Genomic DNA, 24788 nt, shown 5'->3' with positions numbered 1-24788 from the left:
GTGCCGGCGACCGGATAGGCGGGGTGGCGACCCGGCAGGCGGCGCCCACCGGATTCCGCCGGGGTGACGGGCGGGACGAGCTCGAACTGCGGGCCTCGCCTCGGTCCGGCCGTCGGGCCGTCGAGCGGTCAAGCCGCGCAGGTTGTGGCGTCGGGCCGATCCGAAGGGGCCCGGCGCCGCCGAGCTGGGCCGATCCGGGCCGCGGCGCCCGAGAGACCCGCCGTCCCGCCCACCGGCCGGGGGCCCCGCCCTAGTTCACGACATCCTGCGGTGCCCCGCCCGACAGGAACGCGGTCACGTTCTGGACGGCGGCCAGGGCGATGCGGACGAGGGTCTCGCGGGTGACGCCACCCGCGTGCGGGGAGAGCACCACGTTCGGGGCGCGGAGCAGGCGCAGTGCCGGGGTGGGCGGTTCGGGGTCGAAGACGTCGATGCCCGCGCCGGCCAGGGCGCCCTTCTCCAGTGCGTCCGCGAGGGCGTCCTGGTCGATCAGGGCGCCCCGCGCTGTGTTGATCACGAATGCCGACGGTTTGAGGAGTGCCAGCCGCTCGGCGTTCAGCAGGTTCCGGGTCTCGTCGGTGAGCGGGGCGTGCAGGGAGACGTAGTCGGAGGTGCGCAGCAGTTCGTCGAGCGGGACGTGGCGGGCACCACCGAACTCGGTCTCCGTCTCGGGCGGCAGTCGGCGTCGTCCGGCGTAGACGACGTTCATGTCGAAGGCGGCCGCGCGGCGGGCGACCTGCCGTCCGATCTGGCCGAGGCCGACGATGCCGAGCGTCTTGCCGGACAGTTCGGTCAGCGAGTGCTGCAGCCGGGGGAGTGCCCAGTCGGCCTCGACGAGGGCGGTGTGGGCGGGGACGATCTGCTTGGCCAGCGCGAGCATGAGGGCGAAGGTCTGCTCGGCCACGTTCTGCGCCTCGGCACCGCTGGAGCCGATGTTGCACACGCGCACTCCGCGCTCGCGAGCCGCGTCCACATCGACGTAGTCGAAGCCGTGGCTCGCGCACTGCACCAGCTCCAACTCCGGTGCGGCCGCGAGGTGTTCGGCGGTCACCGGGGCGAGCCCGGTGATGACGACGTGCGCGGCGCGCAGGGCGGCCGGGTCCTCGTCGGCCGCCTCGACGACGGTGACGTTAGCCCCCTCGGGGAAGAGCGTGGCGAGGCCGGCGCCGATGTCACGACCGCCCACATGGGGTGAGATGACTGCGAGGACGTTCTTGGAGGCCTCGGTGGCCTTGTTGGCGCTGGTGGCGGTCATGCGGATTCCTCGATGAGGTCGGCCGGGCCGATCGTGGCGGGGGTGGCGTGCCCGGACAGGGCGAGGGTGAGGTCGAGTTCGGCGAGCAGGCAGCGGATGACGTGCTCGACGCCCGCCTGTCCGTCGAGGCCGAGCCCGTACGCGTACGGCCGTCCGACGAGCACCGCCCGTGCGCCGAGCGCGAGGGCCTTGAAGATGTCGTCGCCGGTGCGGATGCCGCTGTCGAACAACACGGTCAGCCGGTCGCCGACCGCCTCCACGACCCGGGGCAGGGCGTCCGCCGCGCCGATGGAGCCGGCCACTTGGCGGCCGCCGTGGTTGGAGACGACGACCCCGTCCATCCCGGCGTCGGCGGCCGCACGGGCGTCGTCCGGGTGGAGGATGCCCTTCAGGACGATCGGGCCGTCCCAGTTCTCCCGCAGGAACGCCAGGTCGGGCCAGGTTTTCGCGGGGTCCGAGAACATGCCGACGAAGTGCATCACCGCCGCGTTCGGGTCCTCCAGCACCGGTTTGGCCAAGCCCGCCTGGAAGGCCGGGTCGGAGAAGTAGTTGGCGGTGCCCACGCCGTGCAGGAACGGCAGATACGCCTGGTCGAGATCGCGGGGCCGCCAGGCCAGCATCGGCGTGTCCAGGGTGACGACGAGCGCGGTGAATCCGGCCGCCTTCGCCCGGCTCAGGAAACTCCGGGCCACCTCCGGGTCCTTCGGCCAGTACAGCTGGAACCAGCGCTCGGCATCCCCCATCGCCTGCGCGACCTGCTCCATCGGCGTGCTGGACGCCGACGACAGGATGAACGGCACGCCCTGCGCGGCTGCGGCCCGGGCGGCCGCGCACTCGGCGTCCGGGTGCATGATCGACAGCACCCCGACCGGCGCCAGCGCCAGCGGAGCGGGCAGGGCGCGGCCCAACACCTCGACGGACAGCTCCCGTTCGTGCACGTCCCGCAGCATGCGCGGCACGATCCGACGTCGATCGAGGGCCGTCCGGTTGGCGCGTGCCGTGCTGCCGTTGCCCGCGCTGCCCGCCACATAGCCGACCGGGCCGGGACCGAGGCGCTGCTCGGTCAGCTCCTCCAGCCGGGTCAGATCGGTGGGCAGCCGGGGCACGGCACCCGTCATCCCGTTCAGATAGATCTCGTACTGGAAGTCCGCCCAGTGCTTGCCCATGCGTACGCCCCGCCTCTCGTCACTGAGAACGCGCTGTAGGCAGACCATACCGACCGGTAGGCGGGGGAGTGGATCAGGGGGCGGTCACCGACTCGTGCAGGATGCGGGCCAGTTCGTGCGGCTGGGAGAACATCGGCCAGTGGCCGGTGTCCATGTTCACCAACTCCCAGCGGTCGCTCTTGAGGAGCTCGGCTGCGGCACCCCACGGTTCGTCGCCGTCGAGGAGGCACTTGATGTAGGTGCCGGGGAACTCGCTCAATGGGCGGGCCATGACCGCCGGCTCGGTCAGGGTGGCTCCCGGGTGCGGCGTCTGGCCGTCGACGAGGCGGGCGATCTGCTCGTCCGTCAGTCCTTGGTCCGCGTAGTGGGCCGCCGGGGCAGACGGCCAGAGACCGCCGTTCGCCTCGATCTCCGCCCGCACGGGGTCACTCGGCCAGCCCGACAGGAACGACTCCCCGTCGACGGCGACACTGGCGTCCACCAGCACCACATGCCGCAGCCGGTCACCGATCCGGACGGCGGCCTGCCCGACCGGTATGCCCGAGTAGCTGTGCCCGACCAGGACGACGTCCCGCAGATCGAGGCGCTCCACCTCGGCGACGATGTCATCGACGTGACTCTGCTGCCCGGGCGCCGGCACGCCCTGCTTCTCGGCGAGGCCGGACAAGGTCAGAGGATGAACGGCCCGCCCGGAGGCACGCAGCGATGCCGCCACCTCGTCCCACGCCCACGCTCCGAGCCTTGCACCTGCCACCAGTACGAAGTTGGTCATGCCCGCAACCTAGCCGACGGGTCTGACAACGCCTCGTCGTCGCCCGAAGCACCCGGACCCGTGATCGGCGGCACGGGAACGTCGACCGTACGGACCAGCCGCGCACCCTCCGGCCCGTACACCGCCCGAGGCTCGGGGAACAGCCGCAGCAGCGCCAGGAACAGGACCGCCGCCACGACCAGCGACAACGGCAGGCTGATGTCGACGCCGTCCGCGAGATCGCCCAGCGGCCCGACGAACTGGCCCGGGATGTTGGTGAACAGCACGCCGATCAGCGCCGCCACCCACCATGCGGTCATGCCGCGCCAGTTCCAGCCGTGCGCGAACCAGTAACGGCCGCCGCGCTGACGGCGGTTGAACACCTGCAGGGCGTCGGGGTCGTACCAGCCGCGCCGGGTCCAGTAGCCGAGCATCATCACGACCATCCACGGCGTCGTACAGGTGATGATCATGGTGGCGAAGGTCGAGATCGACTGCACCAGGTCGAGCCCGAACCGCCCGACGAAGATGAACGCGATCGACAACGCGCCGACCAGCAGCGTCGCTTGCACCCGAGACAGCCGTGGGAACACCGAGGAGAAGTCGAGCCCGGTCCCGTACAACGCGGTCGTGCCCGTCGCCATGCCGCCGATCAGCGCCAGCAGGCACACCGGCAGGAAGTACCAGCCGGGCGAGATCGCCAGCAGCCCGCCCACGAAGTCGGGCGCCGCCGGATCGACGTACTCGGGAACCTCCGTGGCGATGATGCTCGCGGTCGCCAGGCCGAAGACGAACGGCAGCAGCGTGGCGATCTGCGAGACGAACGCGGCGCCGATCACCCTGCGGCGCGGGGTGCTCGCCGGGATGTAGCGCGACCAGTCGCCGAGGAACGCCCCGAAGGAGACGGGGTTGGACAGCACGATCAGGGCCGCGCCGATGAACGACGGCCAGAACAGCGACTGGGTGGCCGCGTCGGCGGAGTCCGTGAAGACGCCCGCGTACGACGGGTCGAAGTCGCCGGCGAACGCGATCGCACCGAGCAGGAACAGCACGCTCGCCGAGGGCACGGCCACCTTGTTGACGAACAGCATGAAGCGGAAGCCGTATACACAGACCGCGAGGACCAACGCCGCGAACAGGGCGTACGCCACGACGTAGGACGGCGTGCCGCGCGTCAGGCCGAAGAGCCGGTGCGCGCCGCCGACCAGGGCGTCGCCGGAGCTCCACACCGAGATCGAGAAGAACGCGACCGCCGTCAGCAGGGACAGGAAGGAGCCGACGACGCGGCCGTGTACGCCGAGGTGCGCCGAGGACGAGACGGCGTTGTTGGTGCCGTTGACCGGTCCGAACACCGCCATGGGGCAGAGGATCAGCGCACCCGCGACGACCCCGAGCAGCGTGGCCGCGAGGCCCTGCCAGAAGGAGAGGCCGAACAGGATCGGGAAGGCGCCGAGCACGCAGGTGGAGAAGGTGTTGGCACCGCCGAAGGCGAGGCGGAACAGATCGAGCGGGGTCGCGGTGCGCTCGGCGTCGGGGATGCGGTCGACGCCGTGGGCCTCTACCTCGGTCAAGGAGGGGGCAGGGGAGGGGGGTTCGGAGTGCGAGGGCTGAGAGGACAAGGAGGCTCCAGCGTGGGCGGGGCGGTGGAGCGCGTTGTGGCGCGGCGGGGGCGACGGCCGGTGCCTGCCGCTGGGGTGTGCGGGCAGCGCGGATGCCGTCCTCTCGGGGGTCTGCAGACGCTATGGCGCGGCGCAGGATCCGCACCAGAGGACGGTTCATCCATCTTCGATGTCGTGAGTGGACGAATCCTCCATCAGTCGTCGTCCTTGGGTGCCTCCTCGGGCTCCGTGTCCGGCCCCTGCGCCCGCACCCGCTGGACGTTCTCCAGGGACTCGCGCAGTTCGGTGAGCCAGTCGTCCGTGTGCCGCTGGACCAGCCGTACGCACCAGGCGAGGGCGTCGCTGCGGCTGCGGGCGACCCCGCCGGCGATCAGGGTGTCGAGGACCTGGCGTTCGGGCTGACGCAGCCGGGTCATGACGGGGGCGGCGATGTGCGTGAACAGGGCGCGTTCGCCACCGCACTCCACTCCCCAGGAGACCTTCCGGCGGAACCGGTGCTCCGCCTCACGGGCCACCTCGATCCGGGCCTCCCGGGTGCGCTCCCGGAACTCCTGGATCCGGCCCTCCACCGCCGCCTCCCGCTCGGCGGCCGAGACGCCTTCGGCCAGGTGGGGGGCGGGAATGCGGCCGATCACGGTGATCTCCTCGCGGTCGACCGTCACCTCGGTCAGCTCCTCGAAGAGGTCGTCGGGCAGCCGGCCGGCGAACCAGCCGCGCAGCTTCTCTCGTTGTTCGCAGGTAATCATGTAATCACGATTACTCCGCCTCCGCATGAACGCAAGGGAGTGGCGGACGAGTCAGCCGAGAGCTCAACCGGAGGGCCCAATCGGAATGTTTCAGGCCTATTAATGAGCGTGCGAGATCCGGCCATTGGGCGACTTGGAACGATCAAGAACCGCCAAGTTACGGCGTTGGAACGTTCGAAGTCCGTTACTTCACGCCACTGATTCAATACGCAAGGTTACTGAAACGCGTGGTGTCGATGTGAGTTTCGGCGCCGGACTCGGCAGACTCCCGCTCGTCGCTCCGGCACCGATCGCGCCGGAGTCGGCACACACCCTCAACTCGAGCGGAAGGATGCACACAATGCGGAACACCGCGCGCTGGGCAGCGACCCTCGGCCTCACGGCCACCGCCGTATGCGGACCCCTCACCGGATCCGCCCTGGCCACCCCGGACGCCGCCCCCGCCTCGCTCTACGCACCCTCGGCCCTGGTGCTCACCGTGGCCCACGGTGACACCGCCGCCATGAGCACCCCGGTGCGCGCGGTCACCTTGAGCTGCGCCCCGACACCCTCCGGCACTCATCCCGACTCGGCCTCGGCCTGTGCGGAACTACGTGGCGTGGGCGGGAACTTCGAGGCCCTGACGGCCAGGGACGGTGTGCTGTGTACCAAGCAGTACGACCCTGTGATCGTCACCGTCGACGGGGTCTGGCAGGGCCGGCGCGTCTCGTATGAACGTACGTTCGCCAACGAGTGCGTGAAGGGCTCCTACGTCACGAGCCTCTTCGCGTTCTAAAGGACCGGGATCGCACGGTCCCCGTGCAGTTCGGCAGAAGGCTCGCGGATGGGGAGTGCGAGCTTTGCCGAGGGGCCCTCTGTGATCTCGCATCGGGGGTCGGCCGGGCGGAGTGGGGCCGCCCGGTCGACACCTCGGACCGCTATCGGGTCACTCGTCTTCCCCGGGGATCCGGGACAAGAGCGCAAAACGGCCCAGCAGGCCCGCGCCGTGCAGTAGCCGCCGGATCCGCGGCGCGTCGGAGACGACCCGGAGGCGGCCGCCGTGGTCCCTGGCCCGTCTCTCGGCCCGGCACAGGACGCGCAGTCCCGAGCAGTCGAAGAAGTCGACCCGCCGCAGATCGACCACCACGTCGGACTCCGGTCTCGCCGTCGCCGCGTCCAGATGCTCGGCCAGGAGCGCCGCCGTCGCCAGATCGATCTCACCCGCGACCTCGACCACGGTGAACGGGCCGCATCTGCGCGTGCGGGCATGGGCGTTCGCCGGGGGTGGCACTGACCGGAAGGGGTCCGCGGCCATGTCCTCGGTCATGTCCTCGGTCGGATGGGGGGCGCGGTCGTCGGCGTCCGGCGTCATGTCCGCTCCACCTCGGAAAGGGGCGCATTTGATCAGGGTTGTTACCCGGGTACGAGGGTGAGCATCCCTGCGGCGCCGTGCGCAAGATCTGGTTCACTCGACCTGGTGAATTCCACTCAAGACGGTTGACTCCACCTGAGGTGGTTGATTCTTCGCCGGTGTTCCCCTGTGCCGTACCGACCGGCTCACCGATCCTTGGCCCGGTCGCGGTGGCTGGTGTCGCACCACGGGTACCGGCGGCTGCGGCGGCAGGTGCAAACGGCGACGCGGAAGCGGTCGGAGGTGACGATCGTGCCGTCCTCCAGCTCCACCTCCACCGGGCCCTCCACCAAGAGGGGACCTTGGCGCTGGACCTTGATGCGGCGCGGCTCGTCAGACGGGGAGTTCGGCACGGACGACCACCAGTTCCTCCCGCTGCCCCGGGGCGGACAGCAGGCCGCTCTCCCGCAGCCAGCCCTCCCGTGACCGCAGCACGGGGCCGAACGGGATCACGCGACGTCGCGTCACGGATGCCTTCAGCCCTGCCCCGCGCAGGTGCGTCAGCGTCCGGCCGGGGCAGCTGAGCGCCGAGTGCACGACCAGGAGAACGCCGCCGGGCCGCAGCAGGGCGGGTGCCTCGCGGCAGATCCGGTCGAGGACCAGCCGCCCGTCCCGGCCCGCGTCCCAGGATCGGGCCGCACCGTGCGGTGCGCGGCCCGTGTCGGGCGTGGGGACATACGGCGGATTGGCCAGGATGAGGTCGAACGACTGCCCCCGCACCGGGGCGAAGAGGTTGCCGTGCCGGATGCGGACACGGAGGCCGGCCAGACGGGTGTTCAGCCGCGCCGTGCACACCGCCCGCCAGGACACGTCCACCGCGGTCACATGCGTGCCGCGTCGAGCGGCCTCGATCGCCAGCGCCCCCGAACCTGTTCCCACGTCGAGGACGTCCGCGCCGTCGGGCAGCGGCTCGTCATGCAGGGCACCGACGAGCAGGGCGGTGTCTTCCCGAGGGGCGTAGACGCCCGGTGGCACCAGCGGTTTCACGGCGCCCGGGTACCCCGGCATTCAGAAAGTAAGGGGCATTTCGGACCGTAGAGGCGTGCGCAGCGACGACCGTCCCGCCCGCCAGGCGCCGAGCAGCCGGTCGGCGAGGCGGTCCTCCAGATGTCCGGTGACGTCGATGCCGAAGGCGACGTCCGGGGCGAGGTGCGGCTCCTCGGCGAGCAGGCCGCCGATGACGTCATGGCGTACGACCTGCTCGTGCACCGCGTCCGCCTCGACATGCTCGTCGTAGAAGTGCTCGGCGGCGGGGCCGGCGCCCGTGCGGCGCATCGCCTCGGCCAGTCGCCGTGAGGCCGGTGACGAGGTGATCTCGACCGCCGCGAAATGGCCGACGAGCGCCCCGCGCAGCGCCCGGTGCAGGCCGAGCAGGGACATCAGATTGACCGTGGCCAGGGCCTGCGCGCTCGCCGCGTCGAGATACCGCCCGTACGTCGTGTCCAGGCCGAGGTCCGTCATCAGGTCGGCGAAGAGGCGCGCGTGGACGCGTTCGGGCCGGCCCCCGCCGTACTCGTCGAACTCCACCGCCGCCATGCCCGACTTGGCCCTGCCCCACAACCGGGGCAGCACCCAGGCGTGCGGGTCCGCCTCCTTGAGGTGGTACAGGGAGCGCTGGGCCGCGTACTCGCGCAGCTGCCACAACTCGCCCTCGGCGCACAGATAGTGGCTGACGCCGGTGCCGTCGACGGGTTCGACGAGGAGGTCGGCCAGCGCGTCCTCGACGCTGTCGTGCGTGGGCGCGTCCGCGCGCAGGGCGGTCAGGAAGCGGTGCTCCAACGCCGCGCGGACGCGCAGCAGGTCCGGGTCCCACTCATGGGCCTCGGACACCCCGGCGAAACCGCGGTAGTGCAGTTCGTAGCAGAGGTAGAGGGCCAGCTGGAGATCGTCGCCGTACACGGCGGTGCCGACGACATCCTGCTGCCGGGGCGGGGGGCCCGTGCCCCGCAGATACTCCTCGACGGCGGCGGAGACGTGGCCCCGCGCGGTCGGCAGCGGGGGCCCTTCGCCGCCGTGTGCCGGCCGGAGGTCGTGTGCCATGGCCGCCGAGTACCCGTGGGGCGCCGGGCCACCCGCCCGGTCACTCGCCCTCGGACTCCTCCTGGGCGCGTGTGTTGGGAGTGATGGCGTCGCCTGCCTCGCCCCTGCGGCGGCGCTGCTCGGCGGAGTCGCGGGTGCGGCGCTCGGCGTCGGAGATCTCGTCGATGACCTCTTCGAACGCCGTCTCGGGGTGCTCCTTGTGCTGCTTCTTGCCGTCGGTCACGGCGTCTCCTTCCGTCGACGTGCGGTTGCGTGCTGTGAGCCTTTCCCGAGGTCAGCTGGTCGCGGGCGCGCTCGCGATCCGCAGTGGCACCGGATCGGACGCAGCGGCCCCGTCATCGAGACGGGTGATCTCCGCCCACCAGGACACGCCGTCCTCAATGTGCCGCAGCATGATCCCTTCGCGAATCGCCCACGGGCAGATCGTCACCGTACTGAGGCCGGTCAGCTTCATCGCCGTGTGTGCGACCACCGCACCGGCCAGGCTCTGCCCGGCGCGCGGTGCGGAGATGCCGGGGAGAGCTGCGCGTTCGACGGCCGGCAGCGCGGCCAGCCGGCCGATGGCCTCGCGCAGGTTCGCGCGCGCCAACTGCCGTTCCATGAACGGCCCGTGGCGACCCGGTGCGGCCCCGCACAGACGGCCCAGCTGCTGGAACGTACGCGAGGTGGCGGCCGCCGTGTGCGGTCCCTCCCAGCGGATCCGGGCCGCCACGTCCCGCAGTTGATGGCGGACCTTGCGGCGCAGCGCCCGTACTTGTCGCGGCGCAGGCGGGTCCTCGTCGGCGAAGAACTCATGGGTCAGCCGCGCCGCGCCGAGCGGCAGCGACGCCACGAAGTCGGGTAACCGGCCTCGGCCGAAGGCCACTTCGAGCGAGCCGCCGCCGATGTCCAGCAGCGCGAGCGGGCCCGACCGCCAGCCCATCCACCGCCGCGCCCCGAGGAAGGTGAGCTCGGCCTCGACCTCGCCCGGCAGCGTGCACAGACTCACCCCCGTCCGCCTGCGCACGGTACGCACCACCTCCTGGCGGTTCGGTGCGGCGCGCACCACGGCGGTCGCGAAGGCCAGGGGAGCGGCGGCGCCCCATCTGGTCGCGGTCCGGCTCGCGGCGGAGACCGCGCAGACCAGCCGCTCGACGGCCTCCTCGGGGATGCTGTCCCCGGGCCTGACCTGTTCGCACAGCCTCAGCCGCCACTTCTCGGTGTGGACGGGCAGCGGTACCCCGTCCTGCGCATCGGCCACCACCAGCCGGACCGTGTTCGACCCCACATCCACGACGCTGATTCGCATGGGTCGCCAGTACCCGTTTCGGAGCGGGAGCAACGGGGGCGCACAGGGGCGAGAGATCTGTATTCCTTGACAGGAATATAACCACGGAGGCATATTAGACCCATGTCCGACGCCTCGCTCTGGAGCGCCCTCGCCGATCCCCACCGGCGGGCCATCGTCGCGCTGCTCCTGGAGCGGCCGCGGCCCGTCGGGGAGATCGTGGAGGCATGCGGGCTGAGCCAGCCGAGTACGTCGAAGCATCTGAAGGTGCTGCGGGAGGCGGGCCTGGTGCGGGTGCGGCAGGACGCCCAGCGCCGCGTCTACGCCCTCGATCCCGCCCCGATCGCCGAACTCGACGCGTGGCTGGCCCCGTACCGCGAACTGTGGAACCGCAGCCTGGACGCCCTCGGCCGCCGACTCGACGAGACACCGGACGACACCTCGCACGCCCCCGAGGAACCCACCATGAAGGACTGATCCACCATGACCGCCGACCTCACCGGCACCTGTCTGACCCTGGACGACGGCCGCCCGGCCGTCCGCTTCAGCCGTACCTACGACCATCCCGTCGAGCGCGTCTGGCAGTTCGTGACCGACGCCGACGAACTGGTCCACTGGTTCCCGTCCCGCGCCGAGATCGAACTGCGCCCCGGCGGGACGATCAAGTTCAGCGGCGACCCGAACATGGAGGCCTCCACGGGCCGGGTGCTCGCCGTCGACGAGCCCCGGCACCTGTCCTTCGCCTGGGGCGACGACGAACTCCACTTCGACCTGGAGGCCCTCGACGACAGGCGCACCCGCTTCACGCTCACCAACGTCCTCGGCGCCGAGAACACCGCCGCCCGCAACAGCGCCGGCTGGGAGGTCTGCCTGGCAGCCCTCGACGCGCACGCGCGCGGCGCGCGTTTCGAGGGACCGCACGCCGGGGCCGAAGCGCCCTGGAAGGAGTTCTACGACGGCTATGTATCGGCCGGCGTGCCCTCCGGCGCTTCGGTCCCGGGTTTGGACGCCTGAACGCGATCAGTTCGCCCCGGCAGGGGCGCAACTGCTCCCGGCGCTCGGGACCTCGAGCTGCGTGAGGTAGTCGTCCACGGCGTCACGTGTGCAGTCACTGCGGCCGTAGACACTGTGTCCCGCGCCCTCGTACGGCAGCAGGACGGTCGTCCCGCGGGTCTGCCGGTGCACATTGGCCGCCCACGCGAAATGGTTCGCCGGGTCGTGCCGCGAATGCAGCATGAGGATCTTGGGCGCCTCGGTCATCCGCAGACGGTGCTGCGGATTGTTCACCTCGTCGGGCCAGCCGATGCAGCCGGCCACCGCGGCATGCACACGAGGTGAGCCGCGCAGATGCGGTGCGGCCCGTACCTCGGCCTGGGCCAGCTCGGCGTACTCCCGGTGGTCCTTCGCCCGGACGCTCCAGTCCTGGCAGAAGACCGCGTAGAACGGTTCCGCTGTCGTCTGTCGGTCCGCGCTCTGCGACACCGGCGGCTGGGCCTGGCGAGGCTGCCCGGACCCTCGCCGCTCGTTCGGCTCCTGCGCGTCGAGGCCCGCCACATAGCCGGCCAGCTCGTCCCAGTACGGGCCGTAGAACTTCTTGAAGGCGAACAGGGCGATCGCGTGCGCGGTCAGGAGTCGATCCGGGCTCTGCGGATCGCGTATCTCCCCCCGGTCCGCCTTGGCGAGCAGGCCGTCCCAAACGGCGGTGACGTCCCGTCCGTGCAGGGCGCAGGAGCTGGTGCGGTCGCACCACTTCACGAACTCGTGGAACGAGTCCTCGGCGGTGGCCGCGGAGGAGACGAGGAACTCCCGGGCGCCGAGACTGTGGTCGATGTTGGCGGTGAGGGCCATCGACCGGATGCGCTCGCCGTACTCCTCCGCGTACTGCTCACCGATCAACGTGCCGTAGGAGTGACCGAAGTAGTTGATCTTCTTCTCGCCCAGCGCCTCGCGGAGCGCGTCCATGTCGTGGACCACGCTCAAGGTGTCGGCGTGGTCGAAGAGCGGACCGGTGTGCCGTCGGCAGTCCTCGCGCAACGCGCGGTTGAACTCGGCGAGTCGATCGAACTCCGCCTGGTTGCGGGGGTAGACCGACGGCTGTTGGTTCAGTAGTTCGGTGGAGCACTTCACCGGGTGGCTGCGGCCGACGCCCCGCGGGTCGAACCCGACGATGTCGAACCTCTCCTGGATGTCCGCGCTGAAGTGGGACTTGGCCTCGTCCACGGCGAAGTCCACCCCCGAAGCGCCCGGCCCACCCGGGTTGACCAGCAGCACGCCGACCCGGCGATCCGGATCGGTCGCGTTGCGGCGGGCCACCGCCAGATCGAACTTCTCTCCCGACGGGCGGGCTCGGTCGACGGGCAGGCGCAGCGTCCCGCATTCCGCTGTGGCGTCCTTGGGGCAGGGTTTCCAGTCGATCGCCTGTTGCTTCGTCGAGGCATGGCCGGGAGGGTCGGCTTCCGCCGCCGCCACGATCGGGCTCGACGCTCCGGCCAGTAATAATCCGGCGGCGAGCACTCCGGTGAGCGCCCTGAAGAGCGGTTGCATGAAGTCCCTTCCGAGAGTCCTGCGAAACGGATCACGGGGGTCGCCCGCATGATCAACGTGACAGTGATCCCATCGGGGGCACAACCGTGCAGGACGGGAATCAGGGCAGGCTCCGGGGCGAGGTCAGGGCCGCTCTCGGGGCGACACCTCAGGGGTTGCCGAACGAACCCCTGAAGCTTCCCCGGGCTTGATGCGCACTCACGCCATCTGGCGCCGCACCAGCTCGTGCAGCCGCCCGTTCGTGTCCGCGAGGAGCTGTGCGGGCGGGCCCTGCTGGGCGACCTTGCCGTCCTCCATCACGATCACGCGGTCGGCGTCCAGCACCGTCGACAGGCGGTGCGCGATGACGATGCGGGTGGCGTTGAGAGCCTTGGTGGACTCGATGACCGTGCGCTGTGTCTCGTTGTCGAGGGCGCTGGTCGCCTCGTCGAAGAAGAGGATGCGCGGGCGGCGGATCAGCGCCTGGGCGATCATCAGGCGCTGCCGCTGGCCGCCGGAGATCGCGCCGCTGCCCGAGACGATGGTGTGCAGGCCCATCGGCATCCGCTTGATGTCCTCGGCGAGCCCCGCCATCTCGGCCGCCGCCATCGCCTCCTCCGGCGTGTACGGCTCGGTGCCGCAGATGACGTCGAGGATCGAACCAGTGAAGGGCTGGGCGTGCTGGAGCACCACCCCGCACTGCCGCCGCACGGCCGACTGGTCCAGCGCCGACAGGTCCTGACCGTCGTAGAGCACACTGCCGGACACCGGTTTGTCGAAGCCGATCAGCAGCCTGAGCAGGGTCGACTTGCCGCAGCCACTGGGGCCGACGATCGCCACGAACTCGCCGGGGCGTACGTCGAAGGACACGTCGTCGAGGATCAGGGGACCGTCGTCGGAGTACCGGAAGGACAGGCGGCGCGCCTCGATCGACCCGGTCAGCGGGCCCGGCCGGGTGCTCGCCGTGCGCACCTCGGGCGTCGCGTCCAGCACCGGCTTGATCTCCTCGAACAGCGGCAGCGCGGCCACCACCGACACGAACGAGCCGGTCAGCTGGGTGACCGAGGTCAGCAGCATCGTCACCGAGGTGTTGAAGGTGAGGAACGCCGCCGCAGACATCGACCCGCGCGCCGGACCCGCCAGCAGCATGAACATCAGCAGCGTGCACACCGGCAGGTACACCGCGCCCATCACCGTGGTGAGGTTCTTGATCCGCCCCACCTTCTGCTGGAGCTCACGACTGCGCGCGAAACGGTCCGCCCAGGCCGCGTACGCGTAGTTCTCGGCCGCCGCCACGCGCAGCTTCGGCAGCCCGCGCAGCGTCTGGAACGCCTGGTTGTTCAGCTTGTTGCTCAGCACCACCAGCCGCCGCTGCCAGCGCACCTGCCACAGCCCGAGCCCCAGGAACACGGCCGCAATGACGACGAGCATGCCGATCGCCGCCATCGCCATGGGCACGCTGTACCAGAACAGCAGCGCCAGGTTCATCGCGCCCACCGTCACCGACGACGCGACGACGGGGCCGACTCCGGCCATCAGCCGGCGGATCGCGCTGATGCCCATGGCCTGGCTGGCCAGCTCGCCGGTCGAGCGCTCGGTGAAGAACTTCGTGGGCAGCCGCAGCAGCCGGTCCCACAGGGCAGGTTGGAGCGTCGCCTCGATACGACCCTCCAGGCGCAGGATCGTCAGGTTCTGCAGCAGCATGAACGCCGCGGCCACGACACCGCTGATCATCACGGCCAGACAGAACTGCACGATCAGCCCGGTCTGTGCCTTCGGCACGAACTCGCCGAGCACCTTGCCCGTCGCGATCGGCACCAGCGCACCGATCGCCACCGTCACCAGGCCGCTGATCAGGAGGTGCGTCAGATCCCCGCCCGTGCCCCGCATGCTGAACCGCAGCAGCCTCAGCGGGCTCAACGCACGGTCGGGCAGCGGACGGTAGAACATCACGGCACGCGGCTCGAACTCCTCCGCGTTCGCCTTCTCGACCGGCGTCTCCCGGCCGGTCGCCGGATGGACGGCGACATAGCCACCGCGCCGCCACAGCAGCGCCACCGGCGCACCGGACAGCGCCCGGTGACCGACGAGCGGGCCGACGTTGTCCCGCCACCACCGCCCGTCCAGGCGTACTGCCCTGGTACGGACGCGGGAGGCGATGGCCACGCGCTCCACCGGGTCGAGCCGGTCGCTCTCGGTGCCGCTCTGCGCGGGCTCGGCCAGCGTGATCCCGGCTGCTTCAGCGACCAGCTTGCAGGCCGCGTAACTGGCGTCCGCGTCGGCGGCCGTCGTGCGCTTGTCGCTGCGCTTGCCGATGGACGCCAGCAGCGTGCGGTCGGCCTGGGCGCGCACCGCCTCGCCGGCCTTGATGCCCGCCGCGGTGCGCGTCTCGTGAGTGCGCTCCAGCTGCTCGATCCAGCGGTCCAGCGTGGTCAGCAGGCGGTACTGCTGGTCGACCATGGACTGCCAGACCGCCGGGTCCATCAGCAGGTCGGCGGCGGCTTCCGCGCCGTACAGCGAGCCGTACTGCACACTGCCCGGCGGTACCTGCATCCAGAAGACGTCGTCGTCGGTCATCTCGGCGGCCCGCTCGGTGGCCATCGGCGCCTGGAAGAGGATGGAGAGGCTACGGCCGACGCCGAGCGCGAGGGCGTACTCCAGCGGGCTCGTCGTCGGTGGGACGTACTGCGGGTTGCCGTACTCGTCGTACGACCAGGTCTGGGTGTTCGCCGGCTGGTACAACTCGCGCAGGCCGATGCGGTGCACGACGCAGTCCCTCAGCGGGCGTGCCACCAGCGTGTGGTGCGGTCCCGGGACAGGGCCGAGGAGCAGCGAGCCTGCCTCCAGACGGCCGAGGTGGTGCCAGTGGCCCTGCTGTCCGGCGTCGACCGCGAACAGGTCCACCGCGCCGGACGCGACCAGCCACAGCACCTGCGGGCCTTCGAGGTCGAGGCGGTTGAATCCGGCGCAGTCGATGCGCGTGCCCATCTGCCCGAGCGCGTTGAGGACGAGGTCACCCTCGTGGACGGAGGTCATCTCACCGCTCCTTGACCAGCGTCGCGTACGCGCCACCGCGCGCCACCAGCTCCTCGTGCCGCCCGCGTTCGACGATCGTGCCGTGCTGGAGTACGACGATCTCGTCGCTGTCGCGCACGGTGCTGAGCCGGTGTGCGATCACCACACAGGCGCAGCCGCGCTTGCGCAGGTTGTCCATCACGACCTGCTCGGTCTCGGCGTCCAGCGCGCTCGTCACCTCGTCCAGCACCAGGATGCTGGGGCGACGTACCAGCGCCCGTGCGATCTCCAGTCGCTGGCGCTGCCCGCCGGAGAAGTTGCGGCCGTCCTGCTCTACCTTGCTGTGGATGCCGCCGGGGCGGCGCATGACCACGTCGTACAGCGCGGCGTCGCGCAGGGCGTCCACCACCGCGTCGTCCGGGATCGACGGGTCCCACAGGGCCACGTTGTCGCGGACCGTGCCCTCGAAGAGGAACACCTCCTGGTCGACGAAGGAGACGGAGGAGGCGAGGGCGCCGCGCGGGATGTCCTCGATGCGCTGGTCGTCGATGCGGATGACGCCCTCCCAGGGGGCGTACAGGCCCGAGATCAGCCGGGAAACCGTCGACTTGCCGCTGCCGGAGCCGCCGACGAGGGCCACCTGCTGGCCGGGTCCCACCGTCAGGTCGAAACCCGTCAGCAGGGGCTTGTCGAGCGGGCTGTAGCCGAAGGTGATGTTCTGCAGCTCCACATGGCCGTTGAGCCGGCGCGTCGACTCGCCGGTGCCGGGGCGGCCGTAGAGCGGGTCCGCCTCGAAGTTCTCCACGTCCTTCAGACGGGCCACGTCGGCGGCGAAGTCCTGGATGCGGCCCGCGACGCCGTTGAGGCGGGTGATCGGGGCGGTGAAGCGGGTGACCAGGGCCTGGAAGGCGACCAGCAGACCGACGGATATGCCCCCTTCGACCGCCCGCATGCCGCCGATCCAGAGGATGAGCGCGCTGTTGAGGGTCGCGAGCGTGGGGGCGACCACGCCCAGCCAGGCGCTCGGCACGCCGAGGCGCTGCTGTTCCTCCAGCGTGGTGGCGTGCTGTCCGGCCCACTTGCGGAAGTAGCCGTCCTCGCCGCCGGTCGCCTTCATCGTCTCGATCAGCTGAAGGCCGGTGTAGGCGGTATTGGTGAGCCGGGCGTTGTCCGCGCGCAGCTTCGCGGTACGGGTGGCGCGCAGACGGATGACGACCCGCATGGCGACGACGTTCAGCAGGGCGACGCCGATACCGACGAAGGTGAGCTGAGGGTCGTACGTATAGAGGAGGAGCGCGTAGAGGACGACGACCACCGCGTCCACGCCCGCCGCCGCGAGGTCGCGGGCCAGGGTCTCGGCCACCGCGTCGTTCGACTGCAGGCGCTGCACCAGGTCGGCCGGGCTGCGCTGGGAGAAGAACGTCACCGGCAGCCGCAGCAGATGCCGCAGGAAGCGGGCGCTGGACAGGGTGGAGGAGATGATGCGGCCGCGCAGCAGGTTCGCCTGTTGCAGCCAGGTCAGCATGAGGGTGAGCGCGACGCAGGTCCCCATGGACGCGAACAGCACGCCCAGCAGGGAGGTCTGGCCGCCGATGAGGAACATGTCGATGTAGGTGCGGCTCAGCGCGGGCACCGCCGCGCCGACCACCACCAGGAGCAGGCTCGCCAGGACGGCGGCGGGCATCGTGCCCGCGGTACCGCGCAGCCGGGCCGGCATCGCGCCGAGGACGCCCGGCTTGCGTCCGCCCTTGCTGAAGCCCTCGCCGGGCTCCATCACCAGCACGACGCCGGTGAAGCTGCCGTCGAAGTCCTCCATGGGCACGAAACGGCGGCCCTTGGCGGGGTCGTTGATGTACACGCCGCGGCGGCCGAAGCGGCGGCCCATGCCGTCGTAGACGACGTAGTGGTTGAACTCCCAGAACAGGACGGCCGGCGTCTTCACCTCGGCGAGCGCGGCCGTGTCCATCTGCATGCCCTTGGCCGTCAGCCCGTAGCTGCGGGCCGCCTTCAGCAGATTGCTGGCGCGTGAGCCGTCACGGGAGACACCGCACGCTATGCGCAGCTCCTCCAGCGGGACATGGCGGCCGTAGTGGCCCAGCACCATCGCGAGGGAGGCGGCACCGCACTCCACCGCCTCCATCTGGAGCACGGTCGGCGTGCGGACGGTCTTCGACCTGCCCTTGGGCACGGGGCGCTTCGGCGGGGCGGCGCGGCGCCTGCTGCTGCGGGTCTCCTGGGCGGCGCTCACGGCAGCAGCCAATCGACGGGACGCTGGTCGGCCAGCCGGATCGAGGCGTCGGCCATGGTCATGGAGGTGAGGGAGAACGGCGGCCCGTCCGCGGACGACCACTTGTAACCGCTCTTGGTGCTCGACTCCTTGTCCAGCTCGACCAGTACGGCGACCGGCCTGCCGTCTTTGGTGAACTGCTCGCCCAGTTGGTTGTCCCCGAGGAACGCGGCGATCTGCTGCGCCGACTGCGCGGAGCGGTCCACCGACTTCACATGGCCGCGCAGGACGCCGTATTCCTGGGTGGGCACGGAGGAGACGGTGAGGTCCACGGCGGCCTTGTCGGGGATGGAGGCCGCGTTCTCGGCGGGCACGTACACCGTGGCGTACAGCGCGTCCTTGGTGTGGGCGACCTTCTCCACGGCGGCGACGTTCGCGCCGGTCGAGATGATCTGCCCGATGGTGGCGGCGAGCGCGGTGACCCGGCCCGCGGCGACCGAACGGACGACCGTGTCGCCCTTGGCGGTACGGACCTTCAGCATGGGGGAGTTCGCCGGGAGCCGCTGGCCCTGCTCGGCGAGGACCGCGGTGACCTGGCCGGCGACCGGGCTCTGCAGGATGTAGCTGCCCTGCCCGTGGGTGAGGATGGCGGGCGCGCCGACCGTGGAGGCGACCGAACCGGTCACCGCCCACACGGATGCGGCGGCCATGACGACCACCGTGACGGAGAGCACCAGCCAGCCCTGGGGGCGGGCGAAGCGCACCGGAAGGTCGAGCTCCTCCGGTGACTGGAGCTTGGCGAGGGCCTGTTGGCGGAACTGCACGGAACTTTCCCTCACCTGAGGATGACGTGAGACCGGCGCTCGAGCGGGCCGGTCGTTCTGCGGATGGCGCCTTGTGTTGCTCCGGTTTGCCCCGTGATGTCCATGCCGGTCATCCGGCCGACCTGCTTTTCTGCCGGGGGGCTGGGGGTTGTCTCCGGGGGAAATGCAGCATGGCACCCGAGAGTCCCGGAGCCGGGAAGGGCTCCGGGACTCAGCGGTACAAAGGCGCGATCAGAGACCGGCGACCAGACCCGAGACCGGGGCGGTGTTCAGGCCGGTGACACCCTCCACGGTGCCGACGACCGTGTCGACCAGGCCGGAAACCGGGGCAATGCCGTTGACAGCGTCGAGGGCGCCGTTCACAGCGTTGACCTGCAGGCCGCCGGAGACGTTGTCGAGCTCGGCGTCGGAGATCTCGACGGTCGCAACCTGGGGGGTGGAGTTCATGATGGAACTTCCCTTCCTAATGGGTATTTCACAAGGGGGAGCGGCCCCCTCTGGGGACAGATGACGGCCGCGACCGCAGGCGCCCGACGCCCGTTTCCGGAAGCCGTTCGCGGCCCCTGCGGTGCGATGGATCAAAGCACGCTGCGGCTACGGGCTTCCAATCAAACTCCGGCCTCACCAGGGCACTTTGATCTCGGCGGCATCGATCCGTGCAGACGCGGGCACGTCTTGTCGGCGACTTCTTCACATGCGTCACAGCATCGGCTCTGGCGAGCTGTTGCGTCCGCCCGGCGAAGACCCGACCCGTGCGGTGTCGAATCCGACACTCCCGCCCCAAGGGGGTGACCGTGGGTAGCGCCCTGTGGAGAACCCCGGTCCACGGTGACTTCGTTGAGTATTGAATGTGCAGATTCCCTGAAGTCAGGGTTCCGGTCGGTGTTCACGACCGACCGCTACTGATCGGTAGCAGATCGTGTCAGCCCAGTAGTGCGTACACCGTGCTCGCCCGGGCCGCGATTTCTCCCGACCCCTCGTCGGTCATCGTGATGTCGGCGAACGCCATACGGCGGCCCAGCTTGGTGACGACCGCTTCGATCAGGACATCCGAACCGAGCACCGCGCGCTGGAACGACGTCGACTGCTGCACCGTCGTCATCGGCCCGTAGGCCCCGCGCGCCGCCGACACGGCGATCACGGTGGCGGTGTCGGCGGCGGCCATCAGCGCCTGCCCCGACAGCGCGCCGCCCTCCCGGGCGAGCCCGTCCGACCAGGGCATTCGCAGGATCGCGCGGCGCTCCTCCACCGCCTCCACCGTCAGGCCCAGTTGCAGGACCCAGGGGGCGAAGTTGGCGGAGAGGATCTTGTCGGCTTCGGCGTTGGTCATCGTCATATGGGGGATTGTTCCCGCCGCCGGACCTGTGGGCGCGGTCCTTGGCCGATTCGGTGTTTCGAACGGGGTGGGTGCGAACGGAGTTGAACGCTCCACTCGAAGCGTGCGTACCAACTGCCAACCAGGCGCCCCGAAAAGCTGCCGGACGAACGGCGGCACAGACCCCGTCCCCCAGGAGGTCGAGAAGTTTGAGTCACAAGCGAATTCCGAAGCGCAAGGCCGCGATAGCCGCGGGCAGCGTGGTGGCGCTCGGAGCGGCCGCGATCCTGTTGCCGAACGCCAACGCGTCCCAGGACGGCGCGTCAAACGACGCCGCCGCCCCCAAGACCCTGAAGGCGGCGGACGCGTCGGATCTCGCCTCGCAGCTCTCGGGCCTGCTCGGCGACGCCTTCGCCGGTTCGTACTACGACGCCGAGAGCCAGCAGCTCGTCGTCAATGTCGTCCCCGGCGACAACAACAACGTGATCGTTCAGGCGAAGAAGGCGGGCGCGAAGGTCCGCGAGGTCGAGAACAGCCTGACGGAGCTCGCGTCCGGCGCGCAGACCCTGAAGTCCGAGGCGACCATCCCGGGCACGGCCTGGGCGGTCGACCCCAGAACGAACAAGATCCTCGTCACCGCCGACTCCACCGTCACCGGCGACAACTGGGACCAGCTGGAGTCGACCGTCCAGAGCCTCGGCTCCGGCATGGCGACCATCAAGAAGTCGGCCGGAACCTTCAAGACCTTCCTCTCCGGTGGCGACGCCATCTTCGCCGGCGGCTCACGCTGCTCCGCGGGCTTCAACGTCACCGCGGGCGACGGCACCCCGGCCTTCCTGACGGCCGGGCACTGCGGGGTCGCGGCCGAGCAGTGGTCGGACGCCGAGGGCGGTCAGCCGATCGCCACCGTCGACCAGGCCACCTTCCCCGGCGCAGGCGACTTCGCCCTGGTCAAGTACGACGACCCGGCCACCGAGGCACCCAGCGAGGTCAACCTCGGCGACCAGACCCTCGCGATCAGCCAGGCCGCTGACGCCGAGGTAGGTCTCCAGGTCCTCCGGATGGGCAGCACCACCGGGCTGAACGACGGCCAGGTCACGGGACTCGACGCCACCGTGAACTACCCGGAGGGCACGGTCACCGGGCTCATCCAGACCAACGTCTGTGCCGAGCCCGGCGACAGCGGCGGCTCCCTGTTCACCCAGGACGGCCTGGCGATCGGCCTCACCTCCGGCGGCAGCGGTGACTGCACCGTCGGCGGCGAGACGTTCTTCCAGCCGGTGACCACCGCCCTGGAGGCGGTCGGCGCGACCCTCGGCGGCGACGCCGCGGGCGGCGCGGGCGCGGGCGAGGAGGCCGGTGCCGGCGACGAAGCGGGCGCGGGCGAGGAAGCGGGCGCCGGTGAGGAGGCCGGAGCCGGTGAGGAGGCCGGGGCCGGTGAAGAGGTCGGCGGTGAGGAAGCCGGGGCCGGTGAAGAGGTCGGCAACGGCAACGCCGACGGCACTGGCAACGGCCTCGGCGAGATCGTCGGCAACGGCGTCGGCGTGAACTGACACACCGACACCGGCGCACGGATCCGAGCCGATCCGCACGAAACGTGGTCCGACCCTCCGGCGGGAGGGTCGGACCGCTCCGCGTCGGGGGCCGCGGACCTCGCGCCCGCAAAGGTCGGGTGGAAGGTCGGGTAGTCAGCGCGCCGGCAACGGCCGGGTCGCCAGCCCGCCGCGCGGCTGTGTTGTCGGTGTCGGGTCTGCGGGGGTGTTGTCGGCCGACCGCTCCTGGCCGGGTTATTGGCCGGGGCCCGTTGCCGTGCCGTTGGTTTTGCCCTGGGGCCGCGGCTGTGTTGTCGGTGTCGGGTCTGCGGGGGTGTTGTCGGCCGACCGCTCCTGGCCGGGTTATTGGCCGGGGCCCGTTGCCGTGCCGTTGGTTTTGCCCTGGGGCCGCGGCTGTGTTGTCGGCGTCGGGTCTGCGGCGGTGTCGTCGACCCACCGCTCCTGGCCGGGTTATTGGCCCGGGCCCGCTGCCGTGCCGTTGGCTCCGCCCCGTCTCCGCAGCCGTGTTGTCGGCCCCAGGTCTACGGCCGTGCTGTCAGCCCTCCGCCCCGGCCGGGGCATCGGCCCAAGCCCGCACCCTGCCGTCAGCCGAGCCCCGTGTCAGGCCCCCACCCCGCACCCGCACTCGCAGCCGTGCGGTCAGTCCCCAGCCTCTACCCGCACCGGCAGCCGTGCGGTCAGCCCCCAACCCCTACCGCACCCGCAGCCGTGCGGTCAGTCCCCAGCTACATCCGTCCCCGCGCCCACCCCTGCCCTCAGCCCCGTGCCCGCAACAGCAGCAGTGCCACGTCGTCGACCCGTTCCCGTACCGACGCGGCGTGCTGGACCAGCAGGTCGGCCAGCTCGTCCAGGGGGCGTTCCCCGGCCTCGGTGAGTACCTGGCCGAGGTCGGCGAGCGCGTCTTCGATGTCGACGCCGGGGGATTCGATCAGCCCGTCGGTGTAGAGGACGAGTACGCAGCCGGGCGTGAGTTCGACCTCCGTCGTCGGATAGGTGGGCGAGCCGTCGATGCCCAGCAGCGGGCCACCGGCGAGGTCCAGCACCCGTACCCGTCCGTCCGGCCGTCTCAGCAGCGGCGGCGGATGCCCGGCGCGGGCCATCACCGCCCGCCCGTGTTCCGGGTCGAGCCGCAGGTACAGGCAGCTGGCGAACAGGTCGGAACCGAGGTCGAGCAGCAGCCGGTTGGTGCTGCGCATGACCTCCTCCGGCGCCTGACCGACGGTCGTGTACGCGCGTACGGCGGTGCGGATCTGGCCCATCAGGCCCGCCGCCGTGACGTTGTGGCCCTGCACGTCCCCGATCACCGCCGCCGCCAGGCCCTCCTCCGTCGGCACCAGGTCGTAGAAGTCGCCGCCGATCTCCATGCCCTGCATGGCGGGCAGATAGCGCGCGGCCGCTTCGACGCCGGGCAGCGTCGGCAGCGAGTGGGGGAGCAGGGCGGCCTGCAGGCCGTGCGCCAACTGGTTCTTGGCGTCATAGAGCTGGGCTCGCTCCAGGGCCTGCGCGATCAGCCCGCCCAGACTGGTCAGGACGGCCCGTTCGTCCGCCGGGAACGCATGCGGCTCGGCGTAGGCGAGCACGCACGTGCCGACCGGCCGGCCGGAAGCGATCAACGGCAGATACGCCCAGGCCGCGAAGCCGTCCGGAGTCGCGAGCCGCACCGGATACAGGCGCTCCAGCTGCTCCTGGGACTCGAAGAACGCGGGCACCCCGGTGCTCAGGGCATGCGTGCCCGGAGTCTGCTTGGTCAGCGGCATTCCGTCGAACCGCTCCACGATCTGCGGATCCGGATAGCCGCGGTGGCCGAGCACATGCAGCCGGCCCGCGCGCGAGCCCAGGACGACCAGGGCCTGGCTGCCGACGGCCGGCACGATCTCGTCCGCGACCAGCTGCACCACGTCCTGCACACCCGCCGCCTCGGTGAGCGCACCGGCCAGGCTCAGCACCTGGGAGATGGTCACCAGCCGAGCCGGCGCATCGCCGGGCTGGGGTCCGCTGCGGCCCATCTCGGCCACCGCGCGGGCCCTGCTGATCCGCACGCTCAGACCGGTCGTGCTCGGATACATCCGGAACGACAGCCAGTCCCCGGGCGGGCGCAGCGCGACGAACGACGTGGTCTGCTGGCTCATCAGCGCGGCCCGGTAGCGGTCCTCGTAGACGGGGTCGTTGAGCCAGGGCACCGACGCCCACAGCTGGTTGCCGAGCAGTCGGTTGGCCGGGACGCCGATCAGCTCGGCCGCCGCCGGGTTGGCGAAGCTGATCCGGCCGTGCAGATCGAGCGAGCACAGCCCGTACGGCAGCCGCGACACCATCCGGGCCGCCTCCACCGTGCCGAGCGTGCCGGCCGCGCCGCTGAACGCCGGCCCGGCGAGCAGATCGGGCTCGGGCAGCGGCGGGCGGCTGTCCTCCATGGCGCGCTCCAGCCGCACCGCGAGCCGGCGGCAGGCCGCGTTCAGATGTTCCTGCTCCCGCTCCGACAGCTCCGGGGAATGCGAACCGGGCCAGGTCACGAAGATCGCGCCGTAGACGGTGGTGCCGGTGGCCACGGGCAGCGCGGCCAGTGCGAACGGATACGGCAGGACGACGGCGATACGCGGATACCGGGCCGCCATGTCCTCCTCGCCCCCGACCCACACCAGGCGCCGCTCACGCACCGCCTCCGCGACCGGGATCGGCGCACTCAGCCCGACCCGTTCCCACGGCGCCGCGAACGCCCGGGGCAGCCCCGCCATCACCGCCATCTCCAGTACGGGCTCGTCCGCCGCCAGCAGGTACACGGCACCGGAGTGCGCGTGCACCTCGTCCATCATCGACGCCAGCGCCAGCGACAGCAGTGGCCGGCCGACCCGCGTCCTCGCGGCCGCCGGTGCCTGGGCGGACGTCTGCCCGTCGGACACGCCGACCACCTCCTCGCACGGGCGCGTCCCGGAGGCGACCCGAGCCGCTCACGCGCGTCGGGCCCCAGGGCTCAAATCTCCTCCCTCGCGGCCCTTCGCGCACGGCGAGCGCCCGGCGAGCGCCCGTCGGCACCGGCGCAGGGCCGTGTCCGGGCACGCGTGTGCACCCTCCCGGCGAGTCCGCCACGTACCCCCTCGGC

The 24788-nt window shown here is 71.0% G+C and carries 22 protein-coding genes; 4 read left to right on the top strand and 18 right to left on the bottom strand.

Annotation, left to right across the window (positions count from 1 at the left end):
- Positions 1–250 precede the first annotated feature (250 nt).
- The 5 genes from EHO50_RS37185 to EHO50_RS37165 form a co-directional block, all read right to left on the bottom strand.
- The gene (locus tag EHO50_RS37185; RefSeq protein WP_128435743.1) at positions 251–1255 is read right to left on the bottom strand and encodes a 2-hydroxyacid dehydrogenase; all 1005 of its coding nucleotides are present in this window, start codon (positions 1253–1255) and stop codon (positions 251–253) included.
- A complete protein-coding gene (locus tag EHO50_RS37180; protein ID WP_128435741.1) occupies positions 1252–2421 on the bottom strand; it encodes a lactate 2-monooxygenase in 1170 nt (389 codons plus the stop codon). Before EHO50_RS37180 ends, EHO50_RS37185 begins: the two co-directional genes overlap by 4 nt.
- 73 nt (positions 2422–2494) lie before the next feature.
- On the bottom strand, positions 2495–3193 hold the full coding sequence (locus EHO50_RS37175; protein ID WP_128435739.1) for an alpha/beta fold hydrolase: 699 nt from the start codon (positions 3191–3193) through the stop codon (positions 2495–2497).
- Entirely contained in the window at positions 3190–4791 is a 1602-nt protein-coding gene (locus tag EHO50_RS37170; protein ID WP_128435738.1) for a purine-cytosine permease family protein, read from the bottom strand. Before EHO50_RS37170 ends, EHO50_RS37175 begins: the two co-directional genes overlap by 4 nt.
- 194 nt (positions 4792–4985) lie before the next feature.
- Positions 4986–5537 (bottom strand): hypothetical protein, encoded by a 552-nt coding sequence (locus EHO50_RS37165; RefSeq protein WP_128435735.1) that lies wholly within the window; start codon positions 5535–5537, stop codon positions 4986–4988.
- Between the two features lie 340 nt (positions 5538–5877).
- On the opposite strand from EHO50_RS37165, the gene EHO50_RS37160 reads away from it, so the two are divergent.
- Positions 5878–6312 carry a protease inhibitor gene (locus EHO50_RS37160; protein ID WP_128435733.1) on the top strand — a complete coding sequence of 145 codons (435 nt, stop codon included), beginning with the start codon at positions 5878–5880 and terminating at the stop codon, positions 6310–6312.
- A gap of 150 nt (positions 6313–6462) precedes the next feature.
- On the opposite strand, the gene EHO50_RS37155 is transcribed toward EHO50_RS37160, so the two are convergent.
- From EHO50_RS37155 to EHO50_RS37130, 6 genes are all read right to left on the bottom strand, one after another.
- The gene (locus EHO50_RS37155) at positions 6463–6888 is read right to left on the bottom strand and encodes an STAS domain-containing protein (protein WP_128435730.1); all 426 of its coding nucleotides are present in this window, start codon (positions 6886–6888) and stop codon (positions 6463–6465) included.
- A gap of 185 nt (positions 6889–7073) precedes the next feature.
- Positions 7074–7280, bottom strand: a complete 207-nt coding sequence (locus EHO50_RS37150; RefSeq protein WP_128435727.1) for a CDGSH iron-sulfur domain-containing protein — start codon at positions 7278–7280, stop codon at positions 7074–7076.
- Positions 7261–7935, bottom strand: coding sequence for a HemK2/MTQ2 family protein methyltransferase (locus EHO50_RS37145; RefSeq protein WP_128435724.1), 675 nt, complete (start codon positions 7933–7935; stop codon positions 7261–7263). Before EHO50_RS37145 ends, EHO50_RS37150 begins: the two co-directional genes overlap by 20 nt.
- Positions 7936–8967: an iron-containing redox enzyme family protein gene (locus EHO50_RS37140; protein ID WP_128435721.1), complete on the bottom strand. Its 1032-nt coding sequence runs from the start codon at positions 8965–8967 to the stop codon at positions 7936–7938.
- A gap of 40 nt (positions 8968–9007) precedes the next feature.
- Entirely contained in the window at positions 9008–9190 is a 183-nt protein-coding gene (locus EHO50_RS37135) for a hypothetical protein (protein WP_128435718.1), read from the bottom strand.
- Positions 9191–9241: 51 nt separating this feature from the next.
- Positions 9242–10255, bottom strand: coding sequence for a Ppx/GppA family phosphatase (locus tag EHO50_RS37130; protein WP_128435715.1), 1014 nt, complete (start codon positions 10253–10255; stop codon positions 9242–9244).
- A gap of 102 nt (positions 10256–10357) precedes the next feature.
- Between EHO50_RS37130 and EHO50_RS37125 the strand changes: the two genes are divergently transcribed.
- Positions 10358–10711, top strand: a complete 354-nt coding sequence (locus EHO50_RS37125; RefSeq protein ID WP_128435713.1) for an ArsR/SmtB family transcription factor — start codon at positions 10358–10360, stop codon at positions 10709–10711.
- 6 nt (positions 10712–10717) lie between these two features.
- The gene (locus tag EHO50_RS37120) at positions 10718–11248 is read left to right on the top strand and encodes an SRPBCC family protein (RefSeq protein ID WP_128435710.1); all 531 of its coding nucleotides are present in this window, start codon (positions 10718–10720) and stop codon (positions 11246–11248) included.
- Between the two features lie 6 nt (positions 11249–11254).
- Here EHO50_RS37120 and EHO50_RS37115 read toward each other — a convergent pair whose 3' ends face one another.
- The 6 genes from EHO50_RS37115 to EHO50_RS37090 form a co-directional block, all read right to left on the bottom strand.
- The gene (locus EHO50_RS37115; protein WP_246101765.1) at positions 11255–12778 is read right to left on the bottom strand and encodes an alpha/beta fold hydrolase; all 1524 of its coding nucleotides are present in this window, start codon (positions 12776–12778) and stop codon (positions 11255–11257) included.
- A gap of 198 nt (positions 12779–12976) precedes the next feature.
- On the bottom strand, positions 12977–15793 hold the full coding sequence (locus EHO50_RS37110; RefSeq protein WP_128435707.1) for an NHLP bacteriocin export ABC transporter permease/ATPase subunit: 2817 nt from the start codon (positions 15791–15793) through the stop codon (positions 12977–12979).
- Position 15794: 1 nt separating this feature from the next.
- Positions 15795–18020 (bottom strand): NHLP family bacteriocin export ABC transporter peptidase/permease/ATPase subunit, encoded by a 2226-nt coding sequence (locus EHO50_RS37105; RefSeq protein WP_128435704.1) that lies wholly within the window; start codon positions 18018–18020, stop codon positions 15795–15797.
- A complete protein-coding gene (locus EHO50_RS37100) occupies positions 18017–18823 on the bottom strand; it encodes an HlyD family efflux transporter periplasmic adaptor subunit (protein ID WP_128435702.1) in 807 nt (268 codons plus the stop codon). Before EHO50_RS37100 ends, EHO50_RS37105 begins: the two co-directional genes overlap by 4 nt.
- A gap of 231 nt (positions 18824–19054) precedes the next feature.
- Positions 19055–19270, bottom strand: a complete 216-nt coding sequence (locus tag EHO50_RS37095) for a hypothetical protein (RefSeq protein WP_030052098.1) — start codon at positions 19268–19270, stop codon at positions 19055–19057.
- Positions 19271–19745: 475 nt separating this feature from the next.
- Entirely contained in the window at positions 19746–20159 is a 414-nt protein-coding gene (locus EHO50_RS37090; protein ID WP_128435699.1) for a PaaI family thioesterase, read from the bottom strand.
- Positions 20160–20347: 188 nt separating this feature from the next.
- On the opposite strand from EHO50_RS37090, the gene EHO50_RS37085 reads away from it, so the two are divergent.
- A complete protein-coding gene (locus tag EHO50_RS37085) occupies positions 20348–21691 on the top strand; it encodes a S1 family peptidase (protein WP_128435697.1) in 1344 nt (447 codons plus the stop codon).
- 755 nt (positions 21692–22446) lie between these two features.
- On the opposite strand, the gene EHO50_RS37080 is transcribed toward EHO50_RS37085, so the two are convergent.
- Positions 22447–24597: a SpoIIE family protein phosphatase gene (locus EHO50_RS37080; RefSeq protein ID WP_128435694.1), complete on the bottom strand. Its 2151-nt coding sequence runs from the start codon at positions 24595–24597 to the stop codon at positions 22447–22449.
- Positions 24598–24788 lie beyond the last annotated feature (191 nt).

Source organism: Streptomyces cyaneus (assembly GCF_004028635.1).
Classification (GTDB): Bacteria; Actinomycetota; Actinomycetes; order Streptomycetales; family Streptomycetaceae; genus Streptomyces; species Streptomyces cyaneus.
The sequence above is the reverse complement of the archived record's forward strand: the minus strand, read 5'-3'. Positions and strand labels throughout refer to the sequence as shown.